The organism is Streptomyces sp. NPDC096105 (genome assembly GCF_044763335.1).
GTDB lineage: Bacteria > Actinomycetota > Actinomycetes > Streptomycetales > Streptomycetaceae > Streptomyces.
Genome location: NZ_JBIWGC010000027.1, coordinates 73,141 through 95,013 on the forward strand (window position 1 = coordinate 73,141; position 21,873 = coordinate 95,013).

Genomic DNA, 21,873 nt, shown 5'->3' on the forward strand with positions numbered 1-21,873 from the left:
GGCACCGACGTGGCCTTGCGAGAGTGTGAGGAGGGGGAGGGGGAAGGGTGGGGCAGCGGCGCACTCCGTTCGGTGGCAGGGCCCGTTACTGGTTCGACAGCACGCTGACCCGCGGCGCCGCCGCTCTCGTCGGCTGGATGGCCCTGCTGTGCCTGGCCGTCGTCATTCCGGCCAGTGCGGTGCTGGTGTGGACCGACCCTGACGCGCCGGCGTCCCTGACGGACCGGCTGGCGGAGGTATGGCGCCTCACCGGAGAGGCGCTACGGCTGGGCGGCGCGACGGGCACGCCGCTGCGGGTGGTGATGTCGGTGCTGCTCGCCCTGGTCACTCTGCTGTACGTCTCGACGCTCGTCGGTCTGATCACGACGGCGCTCACGGAGCGGCTCACCGCGTTGCGGCGGGGCCGCTCCACCGTGCTCGAACAGGGGCACGCCGTGGTCCTGGGGTGGTCGGAGCAGGTCTTCACGGTGGTGAGCGAGCTGGTGGCCGCCAACGCCAACCAGCGGCGTGCCGCGGTGGCGGTGCTGGCCGACCGGGACAAGACCCTCATGGAGGAGGCTCTGAGCACGAAGGTGGGCTCTGCCGGACGCACGCGGCTGATCTGCCGCAGCGGTCCCACCACCGATCCGGCCGTGCTCCCCCTGGTGAGCCCGGCCACGGCCGGTGTCGTGCTGATCCTGCCGCACGACGAGCCCGACGCCGATGCCGAGGTGGTCAAGACACTGCTGGCGCTCAGGGCGGCCCTGGCCGGGCAGAGGAACCGCCCGCCCGTCGTCGCCGCCGTCCGGGACGACCGGTACCGCCTGGCCGCCTGTCTCGCCGCAGGACCGGACGGCGTCGTCCTGGAGAGTGACACCGTCACCGCCCGGCTGATCGTCCAGGCCGCCCGCCGCCCCGGACTCTCCCTGGTGCACCAGGAACTCCTCGACTTCGCCGGCGACGAGTTCTACCTGATCACCGAGCCGGCCCTGGCCGGCCGCCCGTTCGGCGACGCCCTGCTGTCCTACCCGACGTCGAGCGTCGTCGGGATGGTACGAGGAGGCGTCCCCCTGCTCAATCCGCCGCCGAAGACGCCCATCGCTCCGGACGACCTGCTCGTCGTCATCTCCCGTGACGACGACACGGCCTGGCTGGATGACTGTGCGGAACTGGTCGAGGAGACGGTGATGGCTTCCGGTCCTCCGGCGCCCACGCGAGCGGAGCGGGTGCTTCTGCTGGGATGGAATCGCCGAGCACCGCTCATAATCGACCAGCTGCGACGCCGCGCGCGGTCCGGATCGGTCGTCGACGTGGTGGCGGACCAGGGTGAAGCGACAGCCCGGCAGGTGAACGAGGCCGACGTGAACAGCGGTACCGGTCTGAGCCTGACACTGCACCACGGGGACGTCACCCGTCCTGAGACCCTGCGACGCCTGGACGTCCACTCCTACGACAGCGTGATCGTGCTCGGCCGGGACCCCGTCCCCGGACAGTCGCCGGACGACCCCGACAACCGCACGCTCGTCACCCTCCTGCTGCTGCGTCAACTGGAGGAAGCCACTGGGCGCGAACTGCCGGTCGTCACCGAACTGATCGACGACCGGAACCGGACGCTGGCCCCCGTCGGTCCCGGAGCCGACGTGATCATCAGTGGCAAGCTCATCGGTCTGCTCATGGCCCAGATCTCCCAGAACCGGCATCTGGCAGCGGTGTTCGAGGAACTGTTCTCCGCGGACGGCACCGGGGTCCGCCTGCGGCCGGCCACCGACTACGTACTGCCCGGGCGTGAGATGTCGTTCGCCACGGTGGTGGCCGCGGCGCGTCATCGCGGCGACTGCGCCATCGGCTACCGGAGCCACGACGAATCGTCGACGGGTCCCGGTTACGGCGTGCGCATCAATCCCCCCAAACACGAGCGGCGCCGCTGGACGGTCGAGGACGAAGTGGTCGTCATCGGCAGGGACTGACGGACGGCTTCGGTGAACGGACGCTGTCGGGCGTCCGAGCACCTTCGCGGGTGCTGCCCGCGCTTTGTCGGGCCACGCGCGAGGTCTCCGGCTGAACCGCCTCGACGAACCTGTGACGAAGCGCGACGACGGCGGAAGGCGGGCTCCTCACGAGGTGGTCCGTGACAGCGGCTGAGGAGTTGGCGATGCCGCGGCAGGCCGGCGCGTCGGGCCCTCGTCCGCGACCGCGCCATCCCCGAGAGGCTGCCCCCACTCCACTCCACACCACGCACAGCTGGCGCACGGCCACCCGAGCCCGCCTCCTGCCCAGGGCGGCCTGCTCAACGGGACCGCCGAAGACCTGTGTGCCCGGCCGCGCCGCCGGGCACCGCACCGCCGTCGGAGCCGGTGCGGGTCCGCGAGCGGAAGGTGCGGCGGTAGGCGTCCGGCGGCACCCCGACCGTCCGGTTGAAGTGCCGACGCAGCGTCGTGGCGGTGCCCATGCCGGTGGCCGCCGCGATGGTGTCGACGGTGTCGTCGGTGGTCTCCAGCAACTCCTGGGCGCGACGGATCCGTTGGGTGAGCAGCCACTGCAGCGGAGTGGTGCCGGTCACCGCTCTGAAGTGGCGGCCCAGGTTGCGCGAGCTCATCCGCGCCTGGCGGGCCAGGTTCTCCACGGTGAGCGGGCGGTCCAGCCGCTGGACCGCCCAGGGGAGGAGCTCGGCGAGCGGGTGGTTGCCCGGGGCGGGGACCGGGGTGGTGACGAACTGGGCCTGGCCGCCGTCCCGGTGCGGCGGCACGACCAGACGGCGGGCGAGCGTGTTGGCGACCGACGAGCCGTGGTCGAGACGGACCAGGTGCAGGCACAGGTCCATGGCGGCGGCCTTGCCGGCGGAGGTGAGCACGCTGCCGTCGTCCACGTAGAGCACGTCCGGGTCCACCGTCACCCGGGGGTGGCGCTCGGCCAGCTCACGGGTGTGCGCCCAGTGCGTGGTCGCACGCCTGCCGTCCAGCAGACCGGCGGCGGCCAGCACGAAGGCGCCCGTGCAGAGGGAGGCCACGCGTGCGCCCGCCTCGTGGGCCGCGCGCACCGCGTCGATCAGCTCGTCCGGCGGGTCCTGGTCGATGTCGGCCCAGCCCGGGACGATCACGGTGCCGGCGCCCGGGAGGCGGTCGAGTCCGTGGTCGGGGTCCAGCCGGAAGCGGCCGGCCCGCACGGCGCCCGGGCCGCAGACCGAGAGGCGGTACCAGGGATTCGGCACGCCGGCCGGTTCCGCTCCGAAGACCTCGCACGCCAGAGCCAGTTCGAAGTGCAGCATGCCGTCGGTGACGGCCAGCGCGACAGTAGCCATGTCCGGAATTGTATGAGGCATGTCGTTCCGGACAGTCGTACTCGGGTGACGACCCTCGTCAGGATGTACGTGACAGATCGCAGAGGATCATTCGAGTGCGGGGGAGGACCCATGGGATCAGACCGGACGGTGGCGGTGTTCGGCGCGTACGGGCACACCGGGCGGTTCGTGGTGGCCGAGCTGAGGGAGCGCGGGCTCCTCCCGGTGCTCTCCGGCCGCGACGCCGACAAGCTGAAGGCGCTCGCGTACGAGACCGGGCTGGACGCCCGCCCGGCGTCGGTCGACGACCCGGTCTCGCTCGACCACGCGCTGGCCGGCGCGGCGGCTGTGATCAACTGTGCCGGGCCCTTCGCCGTGACGGCCGCCCCCGTGATCGAGGCCGCCCTGCGCGCCGGAATCCCGTACCTGGACGTGGCGGCCGAGATCGAGGCCAACGTCGACACCTTCGCGCACTTCGCCGACCGGGCGCGGGAGGCGGGAGCGGTGATCGTCCCGGCGATGGCCTTCTTCGGCGGCTTCGGCGACCTGCTGGTCACCGCGGCGATGGGCGACTGGACGGCGGCCGACGAGGCGCACGTCGCGTACGGGCTGAACAGCTGGCACCCCACCGCCGGGACGCGTGCCGCGGGCGCGGTCTCCCGGCAGCGGCGGGACGGCCGGCGCGTCCGCTACACCGGCGGACGGCTGGAGTACCGTCACGACGCCCCGCCGACCCTGGAGTGGTCCTTCCCCGACCCGATGGGCCCCCGGTCCGTCATCGGGGAATTCACGATGGCCGACGTCGTGACCGTCCCCAGCCACCTTCCGGTCCCCGAGGTGCGCACCTACATGACGGTCGAGGCGGCCCGGGACATCGCGGACCCGGACACCCCCATGCCGGCCGCGGTCGACGAACGCGGCCGCTCCGACCAGACCTTCCTCGTCGACGTCGTCGTGCGCTCGGGCGGCGCCGAACGGCGCGCCGTGGCCCGCGGCCGGGACATCTACGCCGTCACCGCACCCCTCGTGGCGGAAGCGGTCGACCGCGTCCTCACCGGACGGACCGAGGCGTTCGGCGTCGTCTCCGCGGGGGAGGTCTTCGACGCGCCCGACTTCCTCCGAGCCCTGTCCCCGCACATCACCCTGGAACTGCGTCCCTGACCGGCCCCCGCCGCCGCTCCCCGTGAGCGGCCGGGCCCCGGCACCGCGCCGGCGTCGTCCGCCGCCGGAGTACCTCCGGCCGGCGCGGTCCCCCGGAAGGCAGGCGAGGACGACGGGCCGGCCGTCGTCCACCCGCGCTCGTCCGCCTCGGCCGTCACCCGGTTCACGGTCTGTCCGGCCATGCACCGGGTACCGGACGACACCAGGACCACGTTCCGCTTCGAGGACACTGCGACACGAGCCCGGACCGACGGCACCGGGCAGTCCCGGGAGGACGCGTCCGCAGGGGCTCCCGCACAGCGGGGCTGAGCCGGCGGCTGTACGGGACGTTCGCGTCAGCGGGTGATCGGTACGGGTGGCCGGGGCGGCGGCCTGAAGGGCGACGGCACCGTCGCCCGCATGCCGTGACGCCCGGCGTCGTGGTGCCGGACGCCGCGATATCGCCGCAGGAGCCGCGCAACCGTCCCACCGGCCCCGGCTGGTGAGGTGCGCTGCCGGTACGTTGCGGAGTGGGTGGCCACCGAGTTCCGGTGGAGTCTTGCGGCCGACGGAACCGAGGCAGTGGCCCTGTGTGCGAGGGGACGGCCGGCTGCCCGGGGCGGACCGTGACCGACGATCGACCGGGCCCTGTCGGCGGCGTGAGCACCGGTCGAAAGAGACGTCGCGACGCCGGAACTCGGCGCGTCTTCCGCGGAGCTCCTCGCTGCGGCCCCGACCGCACGACCGTCATCGCCGCTGCCGTCCTCACCCTGGGGCGTCAACGTTGAAAACCCTCGGTACTTCTCGGACGTCCAGGAACAGGGAAAGACCTCGTGATTGCGGTCCTCTTCCTGCTCCTTCCACGCCCGCTGTTCGACTTCGGCGGCCACGCGGTCCTCGGTGAGGACGCGAAGCGCCAGTTGCCCGTCGTCCTTCTCCATGGCGTGAGCGAAGTACGAGCCTGGTCCATGGCCAGCGTCGGCATGCACGTTCGGCCCGGAGATCGGCCCATTCGTGTTGTGGCGGTGAAGGCGAGCGTGGAACACTTTCGGAAGTCGTGCCGTCCACGGGGCGGCAGGCTTTGTGCAACGGGGGAGGTGTCCGACGAAGCCATGCGTATCGAAAGGCGCCGGATCACGGATCGGCATAGGGGACATGTTTTCGAAAGCGCGGTCATTGCCGTGAGTTGCTGCCTTGCTCTCGTGGCGTGCAGCCCGAGCCATTCGTTCAAGACCGACGAACCGACAGGCGCCGCCACCGCTCGGGCCTCGTCGGCCGGTGAATCCACAGCGCCGACCACCGAGTCACCCGAAAAGCCGGTTCCCTCATCACCCTCCCGGAGTCAGCGACCGCTGAACACCGCCAAGTTGGTGGGGACCTGGGAAATCTCGCCGGGATCCGCCAGCGAGAACTACTACTCGCTGGAGATCGAGAAGGACGGGGCGGCCAGCACAGTCGGTGAACCGCTTGCCGTCAGGGACTCGATGGAAGCGTTCCGCATCTGCGGCGGGACGGCCCATCTCAAGTCCACACCAGTGAAGATGACCCTGACCTGCGCGAACGCAGAGACGGACGAGGACGGTCGGTACGTCCACATGAGGCGGCACGCCGGCATGCTCCACCTGGGACGGCCGCCGTCGATCACTGAGGATTACGGGGACGAGGTGCTGATCATCGACTGGGTCAACGGGAAGACGGACTACCTCTTCCCCGGGAACATCTAGGGGACGGCATGGTCAGCCGTTTGGGACGAGTTCTCGCCGTCGCCGTCGGGACGGCCCTGTGGGCGGGATGTTCGGCGGACCATGGCACGCCGGACCCGGCCCCGAAGGAGTCGGACAGGACCAGGACCGCGTCCGTGTCGCCGTCCCCGACGCCCACCAGGAAATACTCGGCAGTCGGTTCCTGGACCCCGTTCTTCCTCTCCGACACCGATGTGTTCATCTTCGACGTAAAGAAGGACGGCAGCGTCAGCACGTTCGGTGAACCTGTGGCGAGAGGTGTGACGCGGGACAGCATGGTGCTCTGCAGCGGGGAGCTCGCCTCCATGTCCTTGCCGACCACGGTGAAGCTCAGCTGCCTCGACACCGGAGAGCTGACGGAGACCGCCCCGCCCGGAGCCGGAGACCTGAAAATGCCCGAGTACAAAGGGCTCGTAGATGTGGTGGGCGAAATCCCCAAGTCTCTCGAGAACTACGGTTCCCCCAAGAAATACGGCAAGGAACTGCTCGTGATCAAGTGGACCGGGGGACAAGTGGATCTCCTGTACAAGGGCAGCTATGGAGGCGGCTCGCTGTGAGGATCCGTGAAGTTGTCCGAGACGGCGTGGAGTTCGCGGTGGGCGAGGAGTACGTCACCGCGGACGAGCTGCTCATTCTCAAGGCCCTGGCCGAGGAACCCGACGACCGCCGGGTCCTGCGCGGACTCAGACGCCGTCGTACCCGCGGCGAACCGCTCGGCTTCGGCACCGGAGAGATCGTCGGCGTCCTGACGGCCGTGCTGTGGCTGGCGGTCGACGAAGGAGTGCGCAGCGTGACAGGCCAGGCGGTCCAGACGCTGTCCGACCGGCTCCGGGGCCGGCTGCGCCGGTTGTTCCGGCGTCCTGATCCGCAGCCAGAGCTTCCCGCGCTGACCCAGGAGCAGCTCAACGCCGTGGCACAGGTGGTGAGCGAGCAGGTCACCGAGGCCGGTCTCTCCCCCGAGCAGGCTCGGCGGCTGGCCGAGCGGGTCGCGGGACGGCTCGCGCTCGGGACGCCGGCCGAGGTGGAGTCCGGTACTCGAGAGGAGAACGGGGACCCGGATGACCTCGTCGGTGACGGTCAGTCGTGAGCCGACGGCCGAGGCGGCCCGGGGCCGTCTGCCGGTCAGCACCACGCTCCGCTTCGCGCTGCTGGTCACGCTGATCGTCATCACCGGCCTCTTCTGGCTCGACAACCTCGCCACCCACTGGTCACAGGCCGCCGTCAAGAAGGACGCCTACTGCAAGGTCGCCTCCGGCCTGCTGCTGCCGGACGCGGACGACGGCTCGGCGACGGCGGCCTACCGGCGCTGCATGGGGCCGGTCGAGCCGCCGAACCGGACGTGGACGCTTCTCGGAGTGCTCGCAGTCCTCGCCCTGGCACTGGCCATCTACGCCTTTCTGCCGACCTGGAAGCGGATCCGCCGCCGCCTCGTCACTCTCGACGTCCCCGACGACCCTCCCCTCCGTTCCCCCGGGACGGCGACGCTGGAGGAGGAACTGGGCGAACTGCGCCGGACGGCGGGTCTGGCCGCGCACCGGGTGCGGTTCGTGCTCGACCCCTACAACGTGCGCAGCAGTGCCGTCGTCTTCGGACGGTTCGGACGTTGCACCGTCAGCCTCAACTCCGGTCTGGTGAGCCGCAGGCAGGCGCAGCCGGAGGTGTTCCGGGGAGTGGTGCTGCACGAGCTGAACCACGTGGTCAACCGGGACGTGGGCCTGACGTACGCCACGATCGCGCTGTGGCGCGCCTTTCTCGCCGCCATCCTGCTCCCCGTGACCGTCGTCGGCTTCCATCCGTATCTGGGCATCGGGTCGTTCTCCGACAGCCTGGCCCACTGGCGTGCCAACCTGTCCTACACGATTCCCTCGGTGGCCCTGAGCGGGGTGATCGCGGCGATCGTGTACCTCGTACGTGCCGACATCCTGCGCACCCGCGAGTTCCACGCGGACGCCCTTCCGGAGCGCTGGGGAGCGAACGTCGCACCGTCCCTCACACCCGAGCACCGGCGTGGCTGGATCTGGCGGAGCCATCCCAGTGACGATGACCGGCTGCGGGCGCTGGCGGAGCCGTCCCTCCTGTTCCGCACCAACGCCGTTCCCTTCTTCACCACCGGTGTCCTGGCCGTGGCGGCTCCCAGCCGCATGCCGATGTTCTTCTACACCGGTCCCCGGCAGACCGTTGTGGCATGGACGGTCACCACGCTCGCCGTCGGCCTTGTCGTCATCATGATCTGGCGGTCCGTAAGGCACGCCGTGGGTCACGGTCAGCCGCCGCCGAAGGGCTTCAAGGAAGGGCTGTGGCTCGGCTCCGGGCTCATCGCGGGGGAGTTGGTCATCGGCCGCGACATCGGGAACTCGGTGCTGCCGCAGCGGCCGTGGCTGCTGCTGTTGCTCCTGGCCGGCGCTCTTCCGCTGTGCGTGTGGACCGCGCAGACCGCGTTGGTCCTGCCGCGGCGCCGGGCCGCCTTCGTGCTCGCACTGGTCACCGTGGTGACGGCGTTCGGGACGTGGCTCGTCCACTGGGGGACATGGGGCCACATGGTCCTGGCGTCCAGCCGGATGGCCGTGATCCCGCTCCTGTGGGAAGTCCCCGCTGCGGACGGCAGTTGGGTGCGGCTGCCTCCGGAACTGGTCTTCTGGCTGCCGCTGGCCGACCGGGTCCGGGACGACCCGGTCGCCGTCGTGGGCGCCACGCTGCTGTGGCTCGTGCCGGCGGCGGCGATGCTGTGGCGGTCCGTCCGCGGCCGGCCGCGCGGTTCCGTCCCCCGGCGGCCGCTCCTGCTCGCGGCTGTGGGCGGCGCGGCCGGCACCCTCTGGGCGGCGTGGGTCCACATCGTGGTGCACAGAGCGCAGCCGCCGCCGGCCTCCTGGGACGAGCTCGGACTGGCCACCTTCTACGGCTGGCTGACCGCCGCCCTCGTCGTGCCTGCGGCCCTCGTGGCGGCGGCAGCGGCCGCCGTCCGGCCCTTCCCCGGTCTGATCGACGGCCTCGTCGCCGGCGGCGGGGCGCTCCTCGGGGGCCTCGCGGGAGTGTGGGCGCTGGCGGCACTCGACGGATGCGTGACCCCCTTGGCTGTCTGGGGCGACACCTGCACACCGATTTGGGGCGGCTCGTGGCTCGTGCTGGGTTCGGCGAGCCGGCCCGTCCTCTCCTTCGGCGTGTTCGTCGTGGCGGCGGTCGCCGCCTGGGCGGCGTGTGGGCGGGAGCTGCTGAGCGTACTCATCGCGCCTCGGCGCCGGGTGCGCGGCCGTATCGTCCCTGCGCCCCGTGCGGCAGGCATTCCTCCCGGTAAGGCCCCCCCGATCGTCCTCGCCGCGATGGCACTCACGGCGTGCGTCCTGAGCGGGTACGTCCTGGCGGACGCCGTCGACGACAGCGAGCAGATCAGCTCGATCGACTCCTCCAACGGCACAGAACTGCGCACCCAGGCATGGCTGGAAGCGGGCGGGAACGAGCTGCTGCTGGGATTCGAGGAGAGGGCCCAGGCATACGCCAAGCATCTTACGCCGCTGGTCGGACAGGCGATGGCGAACGGGGCCCCGGAGGACGCCGGCCTGGGCGACATCATCAACGCTTACCCGGAAGAGGTGCCCACAGTGAAGAGGAACTGCTCGGCACTGGAGCGGCAGGCGCGGACGGCCAAGCGGTTCATCCCGATTCCGGACGAGCGCGCCCAGTCACTGTGGCAGGACATCGTGTCCCGCACGGAGAAGGGCGCGGCCCTGTGCGTGCGGGGATCCGGGGGGTCGTCCCACGTGCTCACGGAGGGGACCGACCTCCTGCTGTCGACAGGAGAGATGCACTCGCACCTGGACGCGCGGCTCCTGGAGATCCAGGGCAGGCGAGAGGGGTGACGTCTCCCGGCCTCACGTCTCCGTCCTGGACATCGGATCCACCTCGTAGGTCACGAACCCGGCTGTCCGGTCGCCCGGGAACCCTGAGCCCGACTCCGTCGGGGATCCCGGCGGTCTGCTCAGTCTCCGGCGGACCGCCAAGATTTCGGCCGGGTGATTCCGTGATGGTCCAGGTGGCTCTGGAAGGCGGTCGGCGGCCGGGACGGAGGTGCTCCTCCGGTCGGCGGCCGTCGGCCGAGGCGCTCGATGTTCGCAGCGATGGCTGTGAACACGTGCTGCAAGAGGTCGTTTTCTCCCGCTGTTCCATTCCGGTATCTGCGGTTGGTGTGCCTCTGCGGGGGCACGCCGGGAGATGGTGTTCTCGCCGGTGGGGCGGCGGGCCATCAGGTCGGTCATGGCGAGGTGGAGCATGGCTTCGGAGCGGGCGGGGAGGGTTTCGTAGTCGCGGGCCAGGCGGCGGTGGAGCATCAGCCAGCCGTAGGTCCGCTCGACCGTCCAGCGTTTCGGAATCGGGGTGAAGCCTTTGGTCCCGGGGATGCGGGCGGTGATTTCCAGGTCGATGCCCAGGGTGGCGGCGTGCTCGACGAAGTGCTTGCGGCAGCCGCCGTCGCCCCGGACCTTGCGGACGGCCGGGTGGTCGGTCCCGGCCGCCGGCGTCCGGGCCGGACGCGGACGGGGTCCGCGGAGGACATCGCACGAATCACGCATCGGACAGGAGCCGAGCCGCGGCGCACCGTGACTCCTGCCGGAGGTGTTCACCCTCCGGGGCGACCCCTCGCCACCGACCCCCGGCAGACGCCGCCGGCGCGTTCCCAGGGGCCACTGGTGCTCCCGGACGCGGAACAGGAGCCCGCAGGCTCCCGCGCCCGCCCCGGGCCAACCGTCAACGCACCCGCTCTCCGCGTCACCCTTTCGAGTCGCCCCCGTGGAGCGCCCCGGCGGACCGAAGGGCCTGTGCCGCCCGGCCGATCGCGGCTCCCGCCGCGGGCGGGACGGTCCGAGCGCCCGGAACGTCCCCGTTCGCCTGTGGTAGTCAAAGGCCCCCGACAACTACGCGGAAGGGAGGCGCGGGTGCGCCGAATCGGACCCCTGGTGGTGCGGTACCGATACGCCGTGATGACCGTATGGCTGATGCTGGTCGTCGCCAGTCTGGCCGTACTCCCCTCCCTGCCCCGGATGCTGCAGCCACCGGACATCACGGTCGACCGGTCCGCCTCGGCCGCCGCGTCCAGGCTGATCGCCGAGCGGTTCCCGGACATCGGCACACGGCAGGTGATACTGGCGTTCACCTCCCGCACCCTGCCGGCCGACGACCCGGCGTACCGCCGCACCATTCGGGCCGTCACCTCCGCGATGTCGGAGCACCCGCGGGTGGGGGCCGCCCTGCCGGTCCCCCGCACCGAGGACCAGCACGCCCGCCACGCGTACGTGATGCTCGGCGTGACCGGTGCGACGGACACCGCCCGCCGGGCGCTGCCGGAGCTGGACGCACGGGCCGAGGAGACCGCCCGGGACCGCTCGGACGGCGCGGTGTCCGTCGCCCTGGTCGGCCTGGACCCGGTCCTGTCCGAGCTGGCCCGCGCCACCACCGAGGACCTGCGGTCCGCCGAGCTGTACGCCGTGCCCGCGGCGGCCCTGCTGCTGACCCTGGGGCTCGGCTCCCTGGGGGCCGCCGCGCTGGTCCTGCTGCTCGCCGGCACCGCGATCGTGCTCAGTCTCGGCGTCCTGACGCTGACCGGGCTGTCCCACGGCGTGGACGCGACCGCGGTGGCCGTGGTCGCCACCGTCGGGCTCGGGGTCGGCCTGGACTACGCGCTGCTGCTGACGCTGCGTCACCGTCGGCGTCGGGCCGCAGGCATGCTCCCGGACCGGGCCGCCGAGCAGGCCACCGTCACCGCCGGTGCCACGGTCGCCCTGGCGGGCACGGCCGTCGTCGCGACCGCCCTCGGCCTGCTGCTGACGGACATCGCCTACATGCGCGCCCTGGCGCTGGCCGCGGTGCTGGCCGCGTCGACCGCGACCCTCGCCGCGCTCACCCTGATGCCGGCGCTGCTCGCCTCCTGCGACCGGCTCCTGAACTGGTGCCCGATGCCCTGGACACGGCCGGGACGGCGCCGCCCGAAGTCCGGTCCCACCGCTTGGGAGCGCTGGACCGGTCACCTGCTGCGGTACCCGGGACGCTACGCCACGGCCGCGGTGCTGCTCCTGCTGCTGGCCACGGCCCCGGTGCTCGGGCTGCGCACGGCGCTGCACTTCGACCGGGCGGTCCTGTCCGGCACCACGCTCGGCGACGGACTGGCCCGGATGGAGGACGACCGGATCGCGAGCCTCACGCTGGTCGCCCTGCCCCACCCGCCGGGCGCCGGCCCGGTCGACACCCAGCCCCTGACCACCGAACTCCGCGAGGACCCGCGGGTGTTCATCACCACCGCGCTCGACAACGGACGCGACCTGACCCTGCTGCTGATCGGCGAGAGCCAGGCCCCGGACACCGCCGCGGCGGCGGACCTCCAACAGCACTTGCGCGAGGACCTGGTGCCACGCCTGCTGCCCGCCGGGCAGCCCGTGCGGATCGCCGGCCCGGCCGCGACCGTCCACGACCTGACGGCCGAGGTCAACGACCAGGTGGGGCTGGTGCTGACGGTGATCTGCTGCGGCACCTTCGTGCTGACCTTCCTGGTCTTCCGGTCGATCGTCGTGCCGCTCAAGGCGATCGCCATGAACCTGCTCTGCGTCGCCGCCGCCTTCGGGATGCTCGCCCTGGCCGCTCCCGTACTCGGCCACCCCGCGGTCAACCCGCTGCTCCCGCTGATCGCGCTCACCCTGGTGTTCGGCCTGTCCATGGACTACGAGGTCTTCCTCGTCCACCGCATCGCCGAGCACTACCGGGCCCACGGTGACAACGCCGCGGCCGTCCTGCACGGCCTGCGCCGCACCGCGTTGCCCATCAGCCTGGCCGCGGGCGTGCTCGTGGTGAGCCTCACCGGTCTCCTCGGCACCCACCGCCAGGATCTGCGTCAGATCGGCTTCGTGGTGATGGTCGCCGTCGTGCTCGACGCCACCGTCGTCCGCATGGTGCTGGCGCCCGCCCTGATGCGGCTCATGGGGCGCGCCAACTGGTGGCTGCCGGGCCGGCTCGGACGCCTGCTGCCCGTCCGGGACGCCGAGGTGCGGCTTCCCGCTCAGGCGGACGCCGCCCCCGCGGCCGACCGCCCCCGGGTGTGACCCCTACCGGTCCGGGGCGGCCCGGAGCCGCACCGAAGCAGCACGCGCGAGGGCCGTGCGGTCGTAGCGCCGGACAAGCCGGCCGTACCGGTCGCCGCTGCGGGCCGGACGGGCAAGGTGACTCTCCAAGGGCCGAGGGGCACCGGCTCCGGTACGAGGTCCGGAGGCACCACGGCAGCACCGAGGCCACCGCGGGCAGCCACGGGTCGTCGGGGGTGCCGACGAGGTGCACGACGTGGCAGGTCCGCACACCCGGCGGAACGGGCCTGGCCGCCGGCTCCGGCTTCGACCGGGCCCGCGGGCGTCCGCCGCGATCGACGCCCTGCGTGAGGAACCGGACGCGGGCCGCGGGGACTGAGCCGTCCGGCGCTCCTCACCGCCTTGCCGGCTCTGAAGCCCGGCCTCGGCGGATCCTGACAGCCGGGGCACCGGCCCGCACCCCCCGCACCATGAATGCCCCGCGGTCCCCTGCGGAGCGTTCACGGTGCCGAGGAGCGGCCGACCGGACGGCGCCGATTGACGGATTGAGGCCTGCCGGACACGGGCAGACAGCCCAGCGGAGTATGTGACATGAGCACGCCACTCGTCTCGCAGGAGGTCGACCATGCACTCACGCCCGCTCGCCCATGTCCTCAGCGCCGCCCTCACGGTGGCCTGCACCCTGGCCGGCGGTCAGGCCTACGCGGCATCGACAGGCCCCGCCGACCAGGCCCAGGCGGCTCGCGTCCTGACCTACGACGCCAGTGCCTCGGCGGAGTTCAGGGCCGCCGTCGACCAGGGCGCGGCGATCTGGAACGCCAGCGTGGAGGGAGTCGAACTGCGTCCGGCCGCCGCCGGGCAACGCGCCAACATCCGGATCCTGGCCGACAACGGCTGGCCCCGGGCCCTGACCACCTCGCTCGGCAACGGAACCGTGTACATCGGACGGCAGGCGGTCGACCAGGGGTACGACACGGTCCGCATCTCGTCGCACGAACTCGGCCACATCCTGGGCCTGCCGGACCGTAAACCCGGTCCCTGCACGAGCCTGATGTCGGGAAGCAGCGCCGGCGTTTCGTGCAAGAACCCGTACCCGAATGCGGCCGAGAAGGCAGCGGTCGAGAGCAAGTTCGGCACCCTGTCCGCCGGCCTGGCGGAGGTTCCGCGCAATGTGGTGACCGTGGACTGACAGTGAGGATGTGTGGTGGCTTCTCCGGGTGGGTCCGGCTCATGGACCGACCGACGCCGACTGGCTGTCCTCAAGGGGATTCGTCGGCCCGTCCGGGGAGGTTCACCGCACACAACCGGACGGGCGTCCGTGACCTCATAGCGCCTCCGTTGTCGACACACGTCAGTGAAGTTCACGACACGCCTGGTCGGAGCCGGGATCCAGGCGTCCACGGGCTCGGTCGGCGACTCGTACGACAACGCCCTGGCTTTGTCACTCCCTGCCTCTCAGATGTTCGACGGCCGCGCGTGCCGTGGCGCCGATGACCGCATCAGCGCGGGGCAGCCGGCGGTCGGCCCGGGCGGCCTGGGTGAAGACGACGGCCGTATACGTGCGGCCGTCGGCCAGTTCGACGACCCCGGCCTCGTGCCGCATGACGCCGAACGTCCCGGTCTTCCCGGATACCGACACATCGTCGTAGGGGAAGCCCGCCGAAAGCCTGTGCTGCCAGGGCTGGAGTCCCATCGTCCGGCGGATGAAGGCACAGTTGGCGGGGGAGGCGGCCTCGTTCGTCCAGATGGCGTGCAGCAGGCGAGCTATCTCCGTGGGGGTGGTGGAGGTCGCCCATGCGGGGTCGTAAACGCTGGGCGGCACCGCCCGGTCGTTGTCGGCGATCCGCGCCATCGCCGTGTCCAAGGATTCAGCGCCTGTCGCCGCCAGTAGCCGGGCCAGGGTGCCCGCGGCACCGTCGCTGAGCTGGGTGCGGAAGAGACCGAGGGCCTGGCAGGCATCGTCGAATGCCGCCGCGCCCACGTGGTGGAGCACCGCGTCGGCTGCCGCGTTGTCGGAGATGCTCATCATCATGACGACCAGGTCGCGCAGGGACATCGAGACCTCGTCGCTGAGTTGTGAGATGCCGGTGGGTCCAGGCAGCCGGTCCTGGGGCGACAGGACGACCCGTTGCCGGGGGTCGAGCACGCCGGCGTCCACCTGGCGGCAGTAGGCCACTGCGAGCGGCATCTTGTAGACCGAGCCCATCAGCACGGCCTCGTCCGCGTCGATCGTCACCGCGGCCGTGGGCCGGTGCAGTTCGGCCACATGGAGCCAGCCGCGCACCCCTGCGTCGTCGAACATCTCACGCAGGGTCCGCTCGATGCCCCTGTCGGGAACCGCCGCGCTCACCGGGCCTTCTCCCTGCCCGGCTGGTGCGCCGATGCCAGCACGCCGACCAATGCTTCGGCCGCTTCGTCCGCGTGCGCGGCGGCGAGCCGCCGGGCGTCCCACACCACCCGCAGGCGCAGCGGAAGCGCCGGGTCGGTGGTCGGCCGCCGGGCGACGCCGTCGGCTGTGAGCGTCTCGTCGGCCGTGACGAGCACGGCCTGGCCAGCGGCAACGAGAGCCAGCCCGGCGCGTTCATCCGAGACCACCACCGTCTCCACCCGCCGCCCCCGACCCGCGAGCGTGTCCAGGAACAGGTCGTGCGCCGCGGGCGCTTCCGCGCGCGGCCGGACTGCGTGCGGCAAGAGCCGCCCCGCCCGCGCGCCACCCGCACGCCGGTCCGGCTCGCTCGTGGCATCGTGCGGATCAGGCGGTGAGGCCCCGCCGGCAGCGGCTCCGCCCCGTGAGGACCGCCCGGTCGGGGCGTCACCCGTGTCGTCCGGCGTCAGCAGCCACGTCGGCAGCAGCGCCACCGGGCCCGCGGCCAGACCATGGAGTACAGCGGGGTGGCGGATGACGGCCAGGTCGAGTCGTCCAGCGGAGACGTCCGTCAGTAGCGTGGCCGTCGGTGCCGTCACCACCGAGACCCGGCCCCGGACCCCGGCGCGCACGGGTGCGGCGGCGACGGACGCGCCGAGCCGGGGCGGCAGTTCGGGCGGCAGGCCGAGCCGGAGACGCTGACCGTCCGCCTCCTCCCGTGCACCTGTCTCCCGCAGTTCGGCCATTGCGATGAGGGCCCGGCGAGCGTGGGGGAGCAGCAGTGCGCCCTCCTCGGTGAGGGAGACCCCGCGCTCCCGGTCGAACAACCGCACCCCGAGCAGCGCCTCCAGCCGTCGCAGCCCCTGCGAGAGGGGCGGCTGGGTGATGCCCACGCGCTGTGCGGCGTCGCCGAAATGCCCCTCCTCCGCGATGGCGACGAAGATTTCCAGGTGCCGCTCCGTCAGCATGCGCCCCCCGTGGTCTGCGGCGATACGCCGAACGAATCGGCACGCGGCCGAGAGTGTATTCGACACAGGGTGGTTGCCGAGGTTTGACTCCACTTCCCCGGGCCCGGGTCACGAGCAGCAGTTGAAGTCCCACGAGCGAAGGAGTACCGCCATGTCCTCTCCGCAGCCCGCAGCCGCCCCACGCCGTCCGAGCCGTCGCAGTGTGCTGCGGACGAGCGTGGCCGCCGGAGCCGTAGGCGCCACTGGAGGGTTCACGACCACCGCAGCCGCAGCGCCCCGCGGCCGTTCCGCGCGAGACGATGCCGACCGGGGGCGCAGCGGTGTCCGGCTGCGCTGGCTCGGTGTCGCGGGCTGGGAGCTGAGCTTCGACGGGCACCGGTTGCTGATCGACCCGTATCTCACCCGGCAGCCTTACACGGGCGCGGACGGCAAAGGGGACATGACGCGGGAGCTCGAGGTGAACCACCGGATCATCGACTGGGTGCTGGGCGACCACCTCATCGGGACACCCGAGTTCATCCTGCTGACCCACGGTCACTGGGACCACCTGGCCGACGTGCCGTACCTCCTGGACCATCCGGCCTGGCGGGACAAGGAGATCAACGTCCTGGGCACCGAGACGCATCTGCACCTGCTCACCGCGATGGGCGTTCCTGGCAAGGGACGCAAGCACCGTCCGGTGGTCGTCTCAGGGGGCGAGGTGTTGCGCCACCCCCTCCAGCCGTCCGGCAAGCGGTCCCGCCCGGACTACACCATCGAGGTGGTGCGCAGTCTGCACAGCCAGCTCGGAGGCTATGGCTTCGACCCGTACGGCACCCTGACCGCGCCCCCTTCCCGGCCCCGGACGCTGAGCGATCTGGTGGAGGGCGGCACGCTGGGCTACCAGGTGACGGTGGGCGACCGGCTGAGTGTGATGTTCCTGAGCGGTACTGCTAACTTCGCTGCCCGTGAAGTCTCCGGCGCCACGCCGGACGTCTTGGTGCTGGGTGCCAGTGGACACGCCGCCGTGCACGACTACTTCGAGCGCGCGGTCAGCACCCTGGGCCGCCCCCGCGTCGTCGTACCGAGCCACCACGACGACCTGGTCACGCCGCTCGACGACCCCGCCTTGCACGACACGGTGAACCGCGGCGTGGTCGACCAGCTGCAGCAGGTGGTCGGGGCCGGCGGTCGCGTCGTGGATCCCCGCCACCTGGAACCGTTCGACCTCTGAGGTTCCAGCCACACGGGTGTCCGTCAGGCAGGGCGCCCAAGAGGCCAGGACCTCAAGGACCTCGTCCACGTACCGCCAGGCGATTGCGATGGAGGTCCCGCATCCCGCCGCGGGCTCGGGCAGCGTCTCGTTCTTGCGCAGGCGCACCAGCGCGGGCAGGGCCTGGCGGAAGCAGCCTGGCTTGCGCCATCGGGTGCCGCGTTCACACCTTCGTGAGGTACCGGTCCGCCCCCGCGGGCAAGGGCCGGGCCCGCTGGACCATGCGCTGGAAGACCGCCCTGAACGCCTTCGACATCACCTTCGGCGGCCGCCCGCCGGCGGCCCGTCGGTAACCCCGGCTGTCCCAGTTGCGCCGCTCGTCCGACAGACCCTTTCCCTGCCGCCGCACCTCCGGCGACGGCCGTCCCTCAGCCCGACCGCACCGACGGCCCGCAGGCGGTCGAACCGGGTGCTGACGACCCGCGTGCGGAGCCGTCGGCGGCCCGTCGTCGCGTCACCCGTGCACAGCGCGCCAGGAGCGGCAGGCGTCAGTGGTGCCGCCCCTGGCGGCGCGGGCGCGTCAGCGGGAACGTACGAAGGCGGCGAAGCGGTCGAGCGCCTCCTCGATGTCCTCGGGACCGAGCGCGCTGCACGACAGGCGCAGACAGCGCAGCGGTCCGACACCGGTTCCGGTGTCCGCTGCCGCGGCGTCGTAGAAGTGGTGCAGTGGCGTCCACAGCACCCGGTGGTCGCGCGCCGAGCGCTCCAGTACCGCGTCGGTGACGTCGAACGGCACCTGGACGACGACGAAGAAGCCGCCCTCGGGACTGTTCCAGCTCACCCCGGACACCGACGGGTCGGGGAAACGGCGGGCGAGTCCGTCGACGATCCGGTCGAGGCCCTCCCGGTACACCTCGCTCTCCCGCTCGTTGGCGCGGACCAGGCTGCACCCGTGCTCCAGCAGCCTGCCCCCGGCCACGGCCTGGGCGAGGGGTGAGGTGTTGACGGTGACCATGCTCTTGGCCCTGGCGAGCAGGTCGGCCAGGTAGGGCCCGTCCCCGACGGGCTGGTCGGCCACCGCGTAACCGATCCGCACGCCCGGGAACACCGTCTTCGCCAGCGAACCGAGATGGACGACCCGGCGCCCGGTGTCCAGGGCCTTGAGGGTCGGCAGTCGCACCCCCCGGCGCGGGAAGAGGCCGTACGGGTTGTCCTCCAGGAGGAGGATGTCCTCCCGCTCCGCGAGGTCGAGGAGGTCACGGCGGACCGGTTCCGGCATCCGGATGCCGGAGGGGTTCGCGTGGTCGGGGACGACGTACAGGGCGCGCGGGCGCAGCCCGGCGGCGCGGGCCCCGTGGAGCCGCCGTCGCAGGTCGTCCAGGTCGACGCCGTCCGGGCCCTCGGCGACCGGGCGCACCGGCAGGTCCAGGAGCCGTGCCGCCCCGGTGACGCCGACGTAGGCGGGGGTGACGGCCAGCAGCACGTCGCGGTCGTCGCGGCGCAGCAGCCGAAGGGTGAGGAAGAGCGCCTCCTGGCAGCCCGTGGTGACGACGACGGCCTCCGGATCGACGTGGATGCCCTCGTCCTCGGCCAGCTGGCGGGCGATCAGCTCGTGGATGATGCCCTTGGTGCGTCCGTACTGAAGCAGGGTGCGCCGGACCCGCTGCTCGCCGAAGCCCCGTTCCGTGCGCAGGTGGTCGGTGAAGACCCGCAGCGCGCGGTGGATGTCCTCGACGTCGTAGAAGCCCTCGTACGGGGTGCCCGCGGCGAGGGAGAGCGCGTCCGGGTAGCGGCCCGCGACCTCGTTGAGGAAGTTCATCGAGGACAGCAGCGGGTCGCCCACCGAGGGGTGGAGGGCGGCCGGGTCGAGGCTTTCCGTGGTGGTGGTCATCCCGCCCCACCTGCCGGACCCACGACGGTGCGCAGCCGGGCCGCGGCGGCGAGGTCCGGGCAGCCGGCCAGCGCGAGGGCCAGTTCCAGCTCCTCGCGGACGAGTTGGAGCACCCTGTGTACGCCCTGTCGTCCTCCGGCCGCGAGGCCCCACAGCACGGGGCGGCCCAGCAGTACGCCGTCCGCGCCGAGAGCGAGAGCCTTCAGGACGTCCGTGCCGCTGCGGATGCCGCTGTCGAGGAGCACCTCGCACCGTCCCGCGACGGCCCGGGCCACGGCGGGCAGGGCGTCCAGGGCGGGAAGCGCGCCGTCGAGCTGGCGGCCGCCGTGGTTGGACACCACCAGCGCGTCCACGCCGCAGGCGGCGGCGCGTTCGGCGTCGGCCGGGTCCAGCACGCCCTTGAGGACCAGGGGCAGGTGCGTGTGCGCGCGCAGCCAGTCGAGGTCGGTCCAGGTGAGGGACGGGTCGACGACGTCGGCGGTCTGTGCGGCGACCGCGCTGACGCCGCTGCTCGCGGTGCGCGGCACGCCGTCGGGACGGGGGCCGAAGTGCACGGGTGACACCCCGTCGGGCAGGGTGAAGGCGCCGCGCATGTCGGCTGTGCGGCGTCCCATCCGGGGCGTGTCGACGGTCAGCATCACCGCACGGCAGCCGGCCGCCTCGGCGCGCTTCAGCAGCTCCTCGGTGTGGCCGCGGTCGCGCAGCCAGTACAGCTGGAACCAGGTGGCGGCGCCGGTGGCGGCGATGTCCTCCACGCTGGTGCTGCTGAACGTGCAGGCGGTGAAGGGGACGCCGGCGTCGTGGGCGGCGCGGGCGGCGGCCAGTTCGCCGTCCGGGTGCACGGCCCGCTGGTACGCCATCGGGGCCACGGCCACCGGGAGGGCGCAGTCCGTGCCGAGCAGGGCGCGGGCGGTGCTCACGGACGAGACGTCCGAGAGCACCCGGGGGACCAGATGGAGCCGGTCGAACGCGGCGCGGTTGGCGCGGAGGGTGAGCTCCGCGCCCGCCGCCCCGCCGACGAAGCGCTCCACGCCGGCGGGCAGGACCGCCGCCGCGAGCGCCTCCGCGTCGGCGGGGGTGAGCAGGCCGGCGACCGCCGGGTCGGTCACGCGGCCTCCCCGTCGGCGTTCGCGGCGGCCTCGTGCTCGGCCTTCTCCGCCTGGACGGCGTCGTACAGCGCGCGGACGTTGCCGCCGCCGAAGCTGTCCGCGCCGGCCCGCTCGATGATCTCGTAGAAGACCGTGCGCCTGGGGTGGACGGTGCGCGTGAAGATCTGGAAGAGCTGACCGCCGTGGTCCTCGTCGGCGAGGATGCGGGCTTTGCGCAGCTCGGCCATCGAGTGGCGGTTCAGCTTCAGGCGCTGCTCCAGCCGGTCGTAGTACGTGTCGGGGGTGCCGAGGAAGACGATGCCGCGTTCGAGCATGCGGTCGACGGCGGTGACGATGTCGGTGGTGGCGAAGGCCAGGTGGTGCACGCCGCCGCTGCCGTGCCGCTCCAGGAAGTCGCCGAGGTGACCCGCGTCGTGCTCCGGGCTCGGCGCGAGGATGGTGAAGGTGAGGTCGCCGGCGGGGCTGCGGACGGCCTTGGAGTCCATGGCCTCGGTGCCCTGCACCATCAGTTCCTCGTAGACGGACGCGTAGCCGAAGACCCGCTCGTAGTAGCCGGTGCTCTCGGCGAGCTGCCCCATGGGGACGCTGACGGCGACGTGGTCGAGGACGGTGAGCCCCACCGGCTCCCCGGACACCTCGGCGGGCTCGGCCACCGGCTCGAAGCCGGGCAGCGGGACGGCCGTGTCCGTGTGGCCGGCGGGCCGCTGGACCAGGGTGTGGCGTACGTCGTCGAAGCCGGCGGCGACGGCGGCGGTGACCCAGCCGTCCCGCTCCGCGGGCTCGGCGAGGGGCACGGCGGAGCGGGAGACGGCGTCGGCGAAGGCCTCGCGGGCGTCAGCGGCGCTCAGCGCGATGTCGGCTATGCCGTCACCGTGCCGCGCCACGAAGGCGGCGGCCGGGTGGGTGTCGTCGAGCGCCTGGGTGACGACCAGGACGATGCCGGCCTGGCGGAGCGCGAGGGAGCGGGAGGCGCCCTCGGGGCCGCCACCGCGTTCGGCGGTGGCGCAGACCCGGAAGCCGTAGCCGTCGACGAACGCCGACGCGGCGGCCTCGGCGTCGGTGACGTACAGCTCGACGTGGCTGACGCGCAGGGCGGTGGCGGGGGTGTGGTCCGTCATGTCGTTCTCCTCACGGAGTGGGAAAGGGCGGCGG

General features: G+C 72.3%; 15 protein-coding genes and 1 pseudogene. 9 read left to right on the forward strand and 7 right to left on the reverse strand.

All coding sequences use genetic code 11. From position 1 onward, the window contains the following. Nucleotides 1–47: 47 nt before the first annotated feature. A complete protein-coding gene (locus ACIQ8B_RS29795) occupies nt 48–1,946 on the forward strand; it encodes an NAD-binding lipoprotein (protein ID WP_403551066.1) in 1,899 nt (632 codons plus the stop codon). Between the two features lie 320 nt (nt 1,947–2,266). Here ACIQ8B_RS29795 and ACIQ8B_RS29800 read toward each other — a convergent pair whose 3' ends face one another. After that, the gene (locus ACIQ8B_RS29800; protein ID WP_403551068.1) at nt 2,267–3,277 is read right to left on the reverse strand and encodes a helix-turn-helix domain-containing protein; all 1,011 of its coding nucleotides are present in this window, start codon (nt 3,275–3,277) and stop codon (nt 2,267–2,269) included. Between the two features lie 111 nt (nt 3,278–3,388). Between ACIQ8B_RS29800 and ACIQ8B_RS29805 the strand changes: the two genes are divergently transcribed. From ACIQ8B_RS29805 to ACIQ8B_RS29825, 5 genes are all read left to right on the forward strand, one after another. Beyond that, nucleotides 3,389–4,417 (forward strand): saccharopine dehydrogenase family protein, encoded by a 1,029-nt coding sequence (locus ACIQ8B_RS29805; RefSeq protein ID WP_403551070.1) that lies wholly within the window; start codon nt 3,389–3,391, stop codon nt 4,415–4,417. 812 nt (nt 4,418–5,229) lie between these two features. Next, nucleotides 5,230–6,120, forward strand: coding sequence for a hypothetical protein (locus tag ACIQ8B_RS29810; protein ID WP_403551072.1), 891 nt, complete (start codon nt 5,230–5,232; stop codon nt 6,118–6,120). 134 nt (nt 6,121–6,254) lie between these two features. After that, a complete protein-coding gene (locus ACIQ8B_RS29815; protein ID WP_403551074.1) occupies nt 6,255–6,695 on the forward strand; it encodes a hypothetical protein in 441 nt (146 codons plus the stop codon). Continuing rightward, nucleotides 6,692–7,225 (forward strand): hypothetical protein, encoded by a 534-nt coding sequence (locus ACIQ8B_RS29820; RefSeq protein WP_290003694.1) that lies wholly within the window; start codon nt 6,692–6,694, stop codon nt 7,223–7,225. The genes ACIQ8B_RS29815 and ACIQ8B_RS29820 overlap by 4 nt, the downstream gene beginning before the upstream one ends. Further along, on the forward strand, nt 7,197–9,992 hold the full coding sequence (locus ACIQ8B_RS29825; RefSeq protein WP_403551076.1) for a M48 family metalloprotease: 2,796 nt from the start codon (nt 7,197–7,199) through the stop codon (nt 9,990–9,992). The genes ACIQ8B_RS29820 and ACIQ8B_RS29825 overlap by 29 nt, the downstream gene beginning before the upstream one ends. Before the next feature lie 336 nt (nt 9,993–10,328). Here the strand turns inward: ACIQ8B_RS29825 and ACIQ8B_RS29830 are convergent. After that, a pseudogene (locus tag ACIQ8B_RS29830) lies at nt 10,329–10,631 on the reverse strand (transposase); the annotation flags it as partial. Between the two features lie 432 nt (nt 10,632–11,063). Here ACIQ8B_RS29830 and ACIQ8B_RS29835 point away from each other — a divergent pair. After that, a complete protein-coding gene (locus ACIQ8B_RS29835) occupies nt 11,064–13,217 on the forward strand; it encodes an MMPL family transporter (protein ID WP_403551078.1) in 2,154 nt (717 codons plus the stop codon). A 604-nt stretch (nt 13,218–13,821) separates the two neighbouring features. Next, nucleotides 13,822–14,385: a snapalysin family zinc-dependent metalloprotease gene (locus tag ACIQ8B_RS29840; RefSeq protein ID WP_403551080.1), complete on the forward strand. Its 564-nt coding sequence runs from the start codon at nt 13,822–13,824 to the stop codon at nt 14,383–14,385. 252 nt (nt 14,386–14,637) lie between these two features. Here the strand turns inward: ACIQ8B_RS29840 and ACIQ8B_RS29845 are convergent, their stop codons facing one another. Continuing rightward, complete coding sequence (locus ACIQ8B_RS29845) at nt 14,638–15,546, reverse strand: serine hydrolase (RefSeq protein ID WP_403551082.1); 909 nt, start codon at nt 15,544–15,546, stop codon at nt 14,638–14,640. Continuing rightward, nucleotides 15,543–16,529: a LysR family transcriptional regulator gene (locus ACIQ8B_RS29850; RefSeq protein WP_403551097.1), complete on the reverse strand. Its 987-nt coding sequence runs from the start codon at nt 16,527–16,529 to the stop codon at nt 15,543–15,545. The genes ACIQ8B_RS29845 and ACIQ8B_RS29850 overlap by 4 nt, the downstream gene beginning before the upstream one ends. A gap of 151 nt (nt 16,530–16,680) precedes the next feature. On the opposite strand from ACIQ8B_RS29850, the gene ACIQ8B_RS29855 reads away from it, so the two are divergent. Beyond that, the gene (locus ACIQ8B_RS29855; protein ID WP_403551084.1) at nt 16,681–17,742 is read left to right on the forward strand and encodes an MBL fold metallo-hydrolase; all 1,062 of its coding nucleotides are present in this window, start codon (nt 16,681–16,683) and stop codon (nt 17,740–17,742) included. Between the two features lie 559 nt (nt 17,743–18,301). On the opposite strand, the gene ACIQ8B_RS29860 is transcribed toward ACIQ8B_RS29855, so the two are convergent. The 3 genes from ACIQ8B_RS29860 to hppD are packed head-to-tail and all read right to left on the reverse strand — an operon-like array spanning nt 18,302 to nt 21,839. Next, nucleotides 18,302–19,612 (reverse strand): PLP-dependent aminotransferase family protein, encoded by a 1,311-nt coding sequence (locus tag ACIQ8B_RS29860; RefSeq protein ID WP_403551086.1) that lies wholly within the window; start codon nt 19,610–19,612, stop codon nt 18,302–18,304. Then, complete coding sequence (locus ACIQ8B_RS29865) at nt 19,609–20,721, reverse strand: alpha-hydroxy acid oxidase (RefSeq protein ID WP_403551087.1); 1,113 nt, start codon at nt 20,719–20,721, stop codon at nt 19,609–19,611. Before ACIQ8B_RS29865 ends, ACIQ8B_RS29860 begins: the two co-directional genes overlap by 4 nt. Then, on the reverse strand, nt 20,718–21,839 hold the full coding sequence (gene hppD, locus ACIQ8B_RS29870; RefSeq protein WP_290003679.1) for a 4-hydroxyphenylpyruvate dioxygenase: 1,122 nt from the start codon (nt 21,837–21,839) through the stop codon (nt 20,718–20,720). Before hppD ends, ACIQ8B_RS29865 begins: the two co-directional genes overlap by 4 nt. Between the last annotated feature and the right edge of the window lie 34 nt (nt 21,840–21,873).

Excerpts from the sequence above, each read along its gene's own strand:
- ACIQ8B_RS29860 (WP_403551086.1), bottom strand. The coding sequence starts at position 19,612 with ATGACCACCACCACGGAAAGCCTCGACCCGGCCGCCCTCCACCCCTCG.
- ACIQ8B_RS29805 (WP_403551070.1), top strand. The coding sequence starts at position 3,389 with ATGGGATCAGACCGGACGGTGGCGGTGTTCGGCGCGTACGGGCACACC.
- ACIQ8B_RS29840 (WP_403551080.1), top strand. The coding sequence starts at position 13,822 with ATGCACTCACGCCCGCTCGCCCATGTCCTCAGCGCCGCCCTCACGGTG.
- ACIQ8B_RS29825 (WP_403551076.1), top strand. The coding sequence starts at position 7,197 with ATGACCTCGTCGGTGACGGTCAGTCGTGAGCCGACGGCCGAGGCGGCC.
- ACIQ8B_RS29850 (WP_403551097.1), bottom strand. The coding sequence starts at position 16,529 with ATGCTGACGGAGCGGCACCTGGAAATCTTCGTCGCCATCGCGGAGGAG.
- ACIQ8B_RS29800 (WP_403551068.1), bottom strand. The coding sequence starts at position 3,277 with ATGGCTACTGTCGCGCTGGCCGTCACCGACGGCATGCTGCACTTCGAA.
- hppD (WP_290003679.1), bottom strand. The coding sequence starts at position 21,839 with ATGACGGACCACACCCCCGCCACCGCCCTGCGCGTCAGCCACGTCGAG.
- ACIQ8B_RS29855 (WP_403551084.1), top strand. The coding sequence starts at position 16,681 with ATGTCCTCTCCGCAGCCCGCAGCCGCCCCACGCCGTCCGAGCCGTCGC.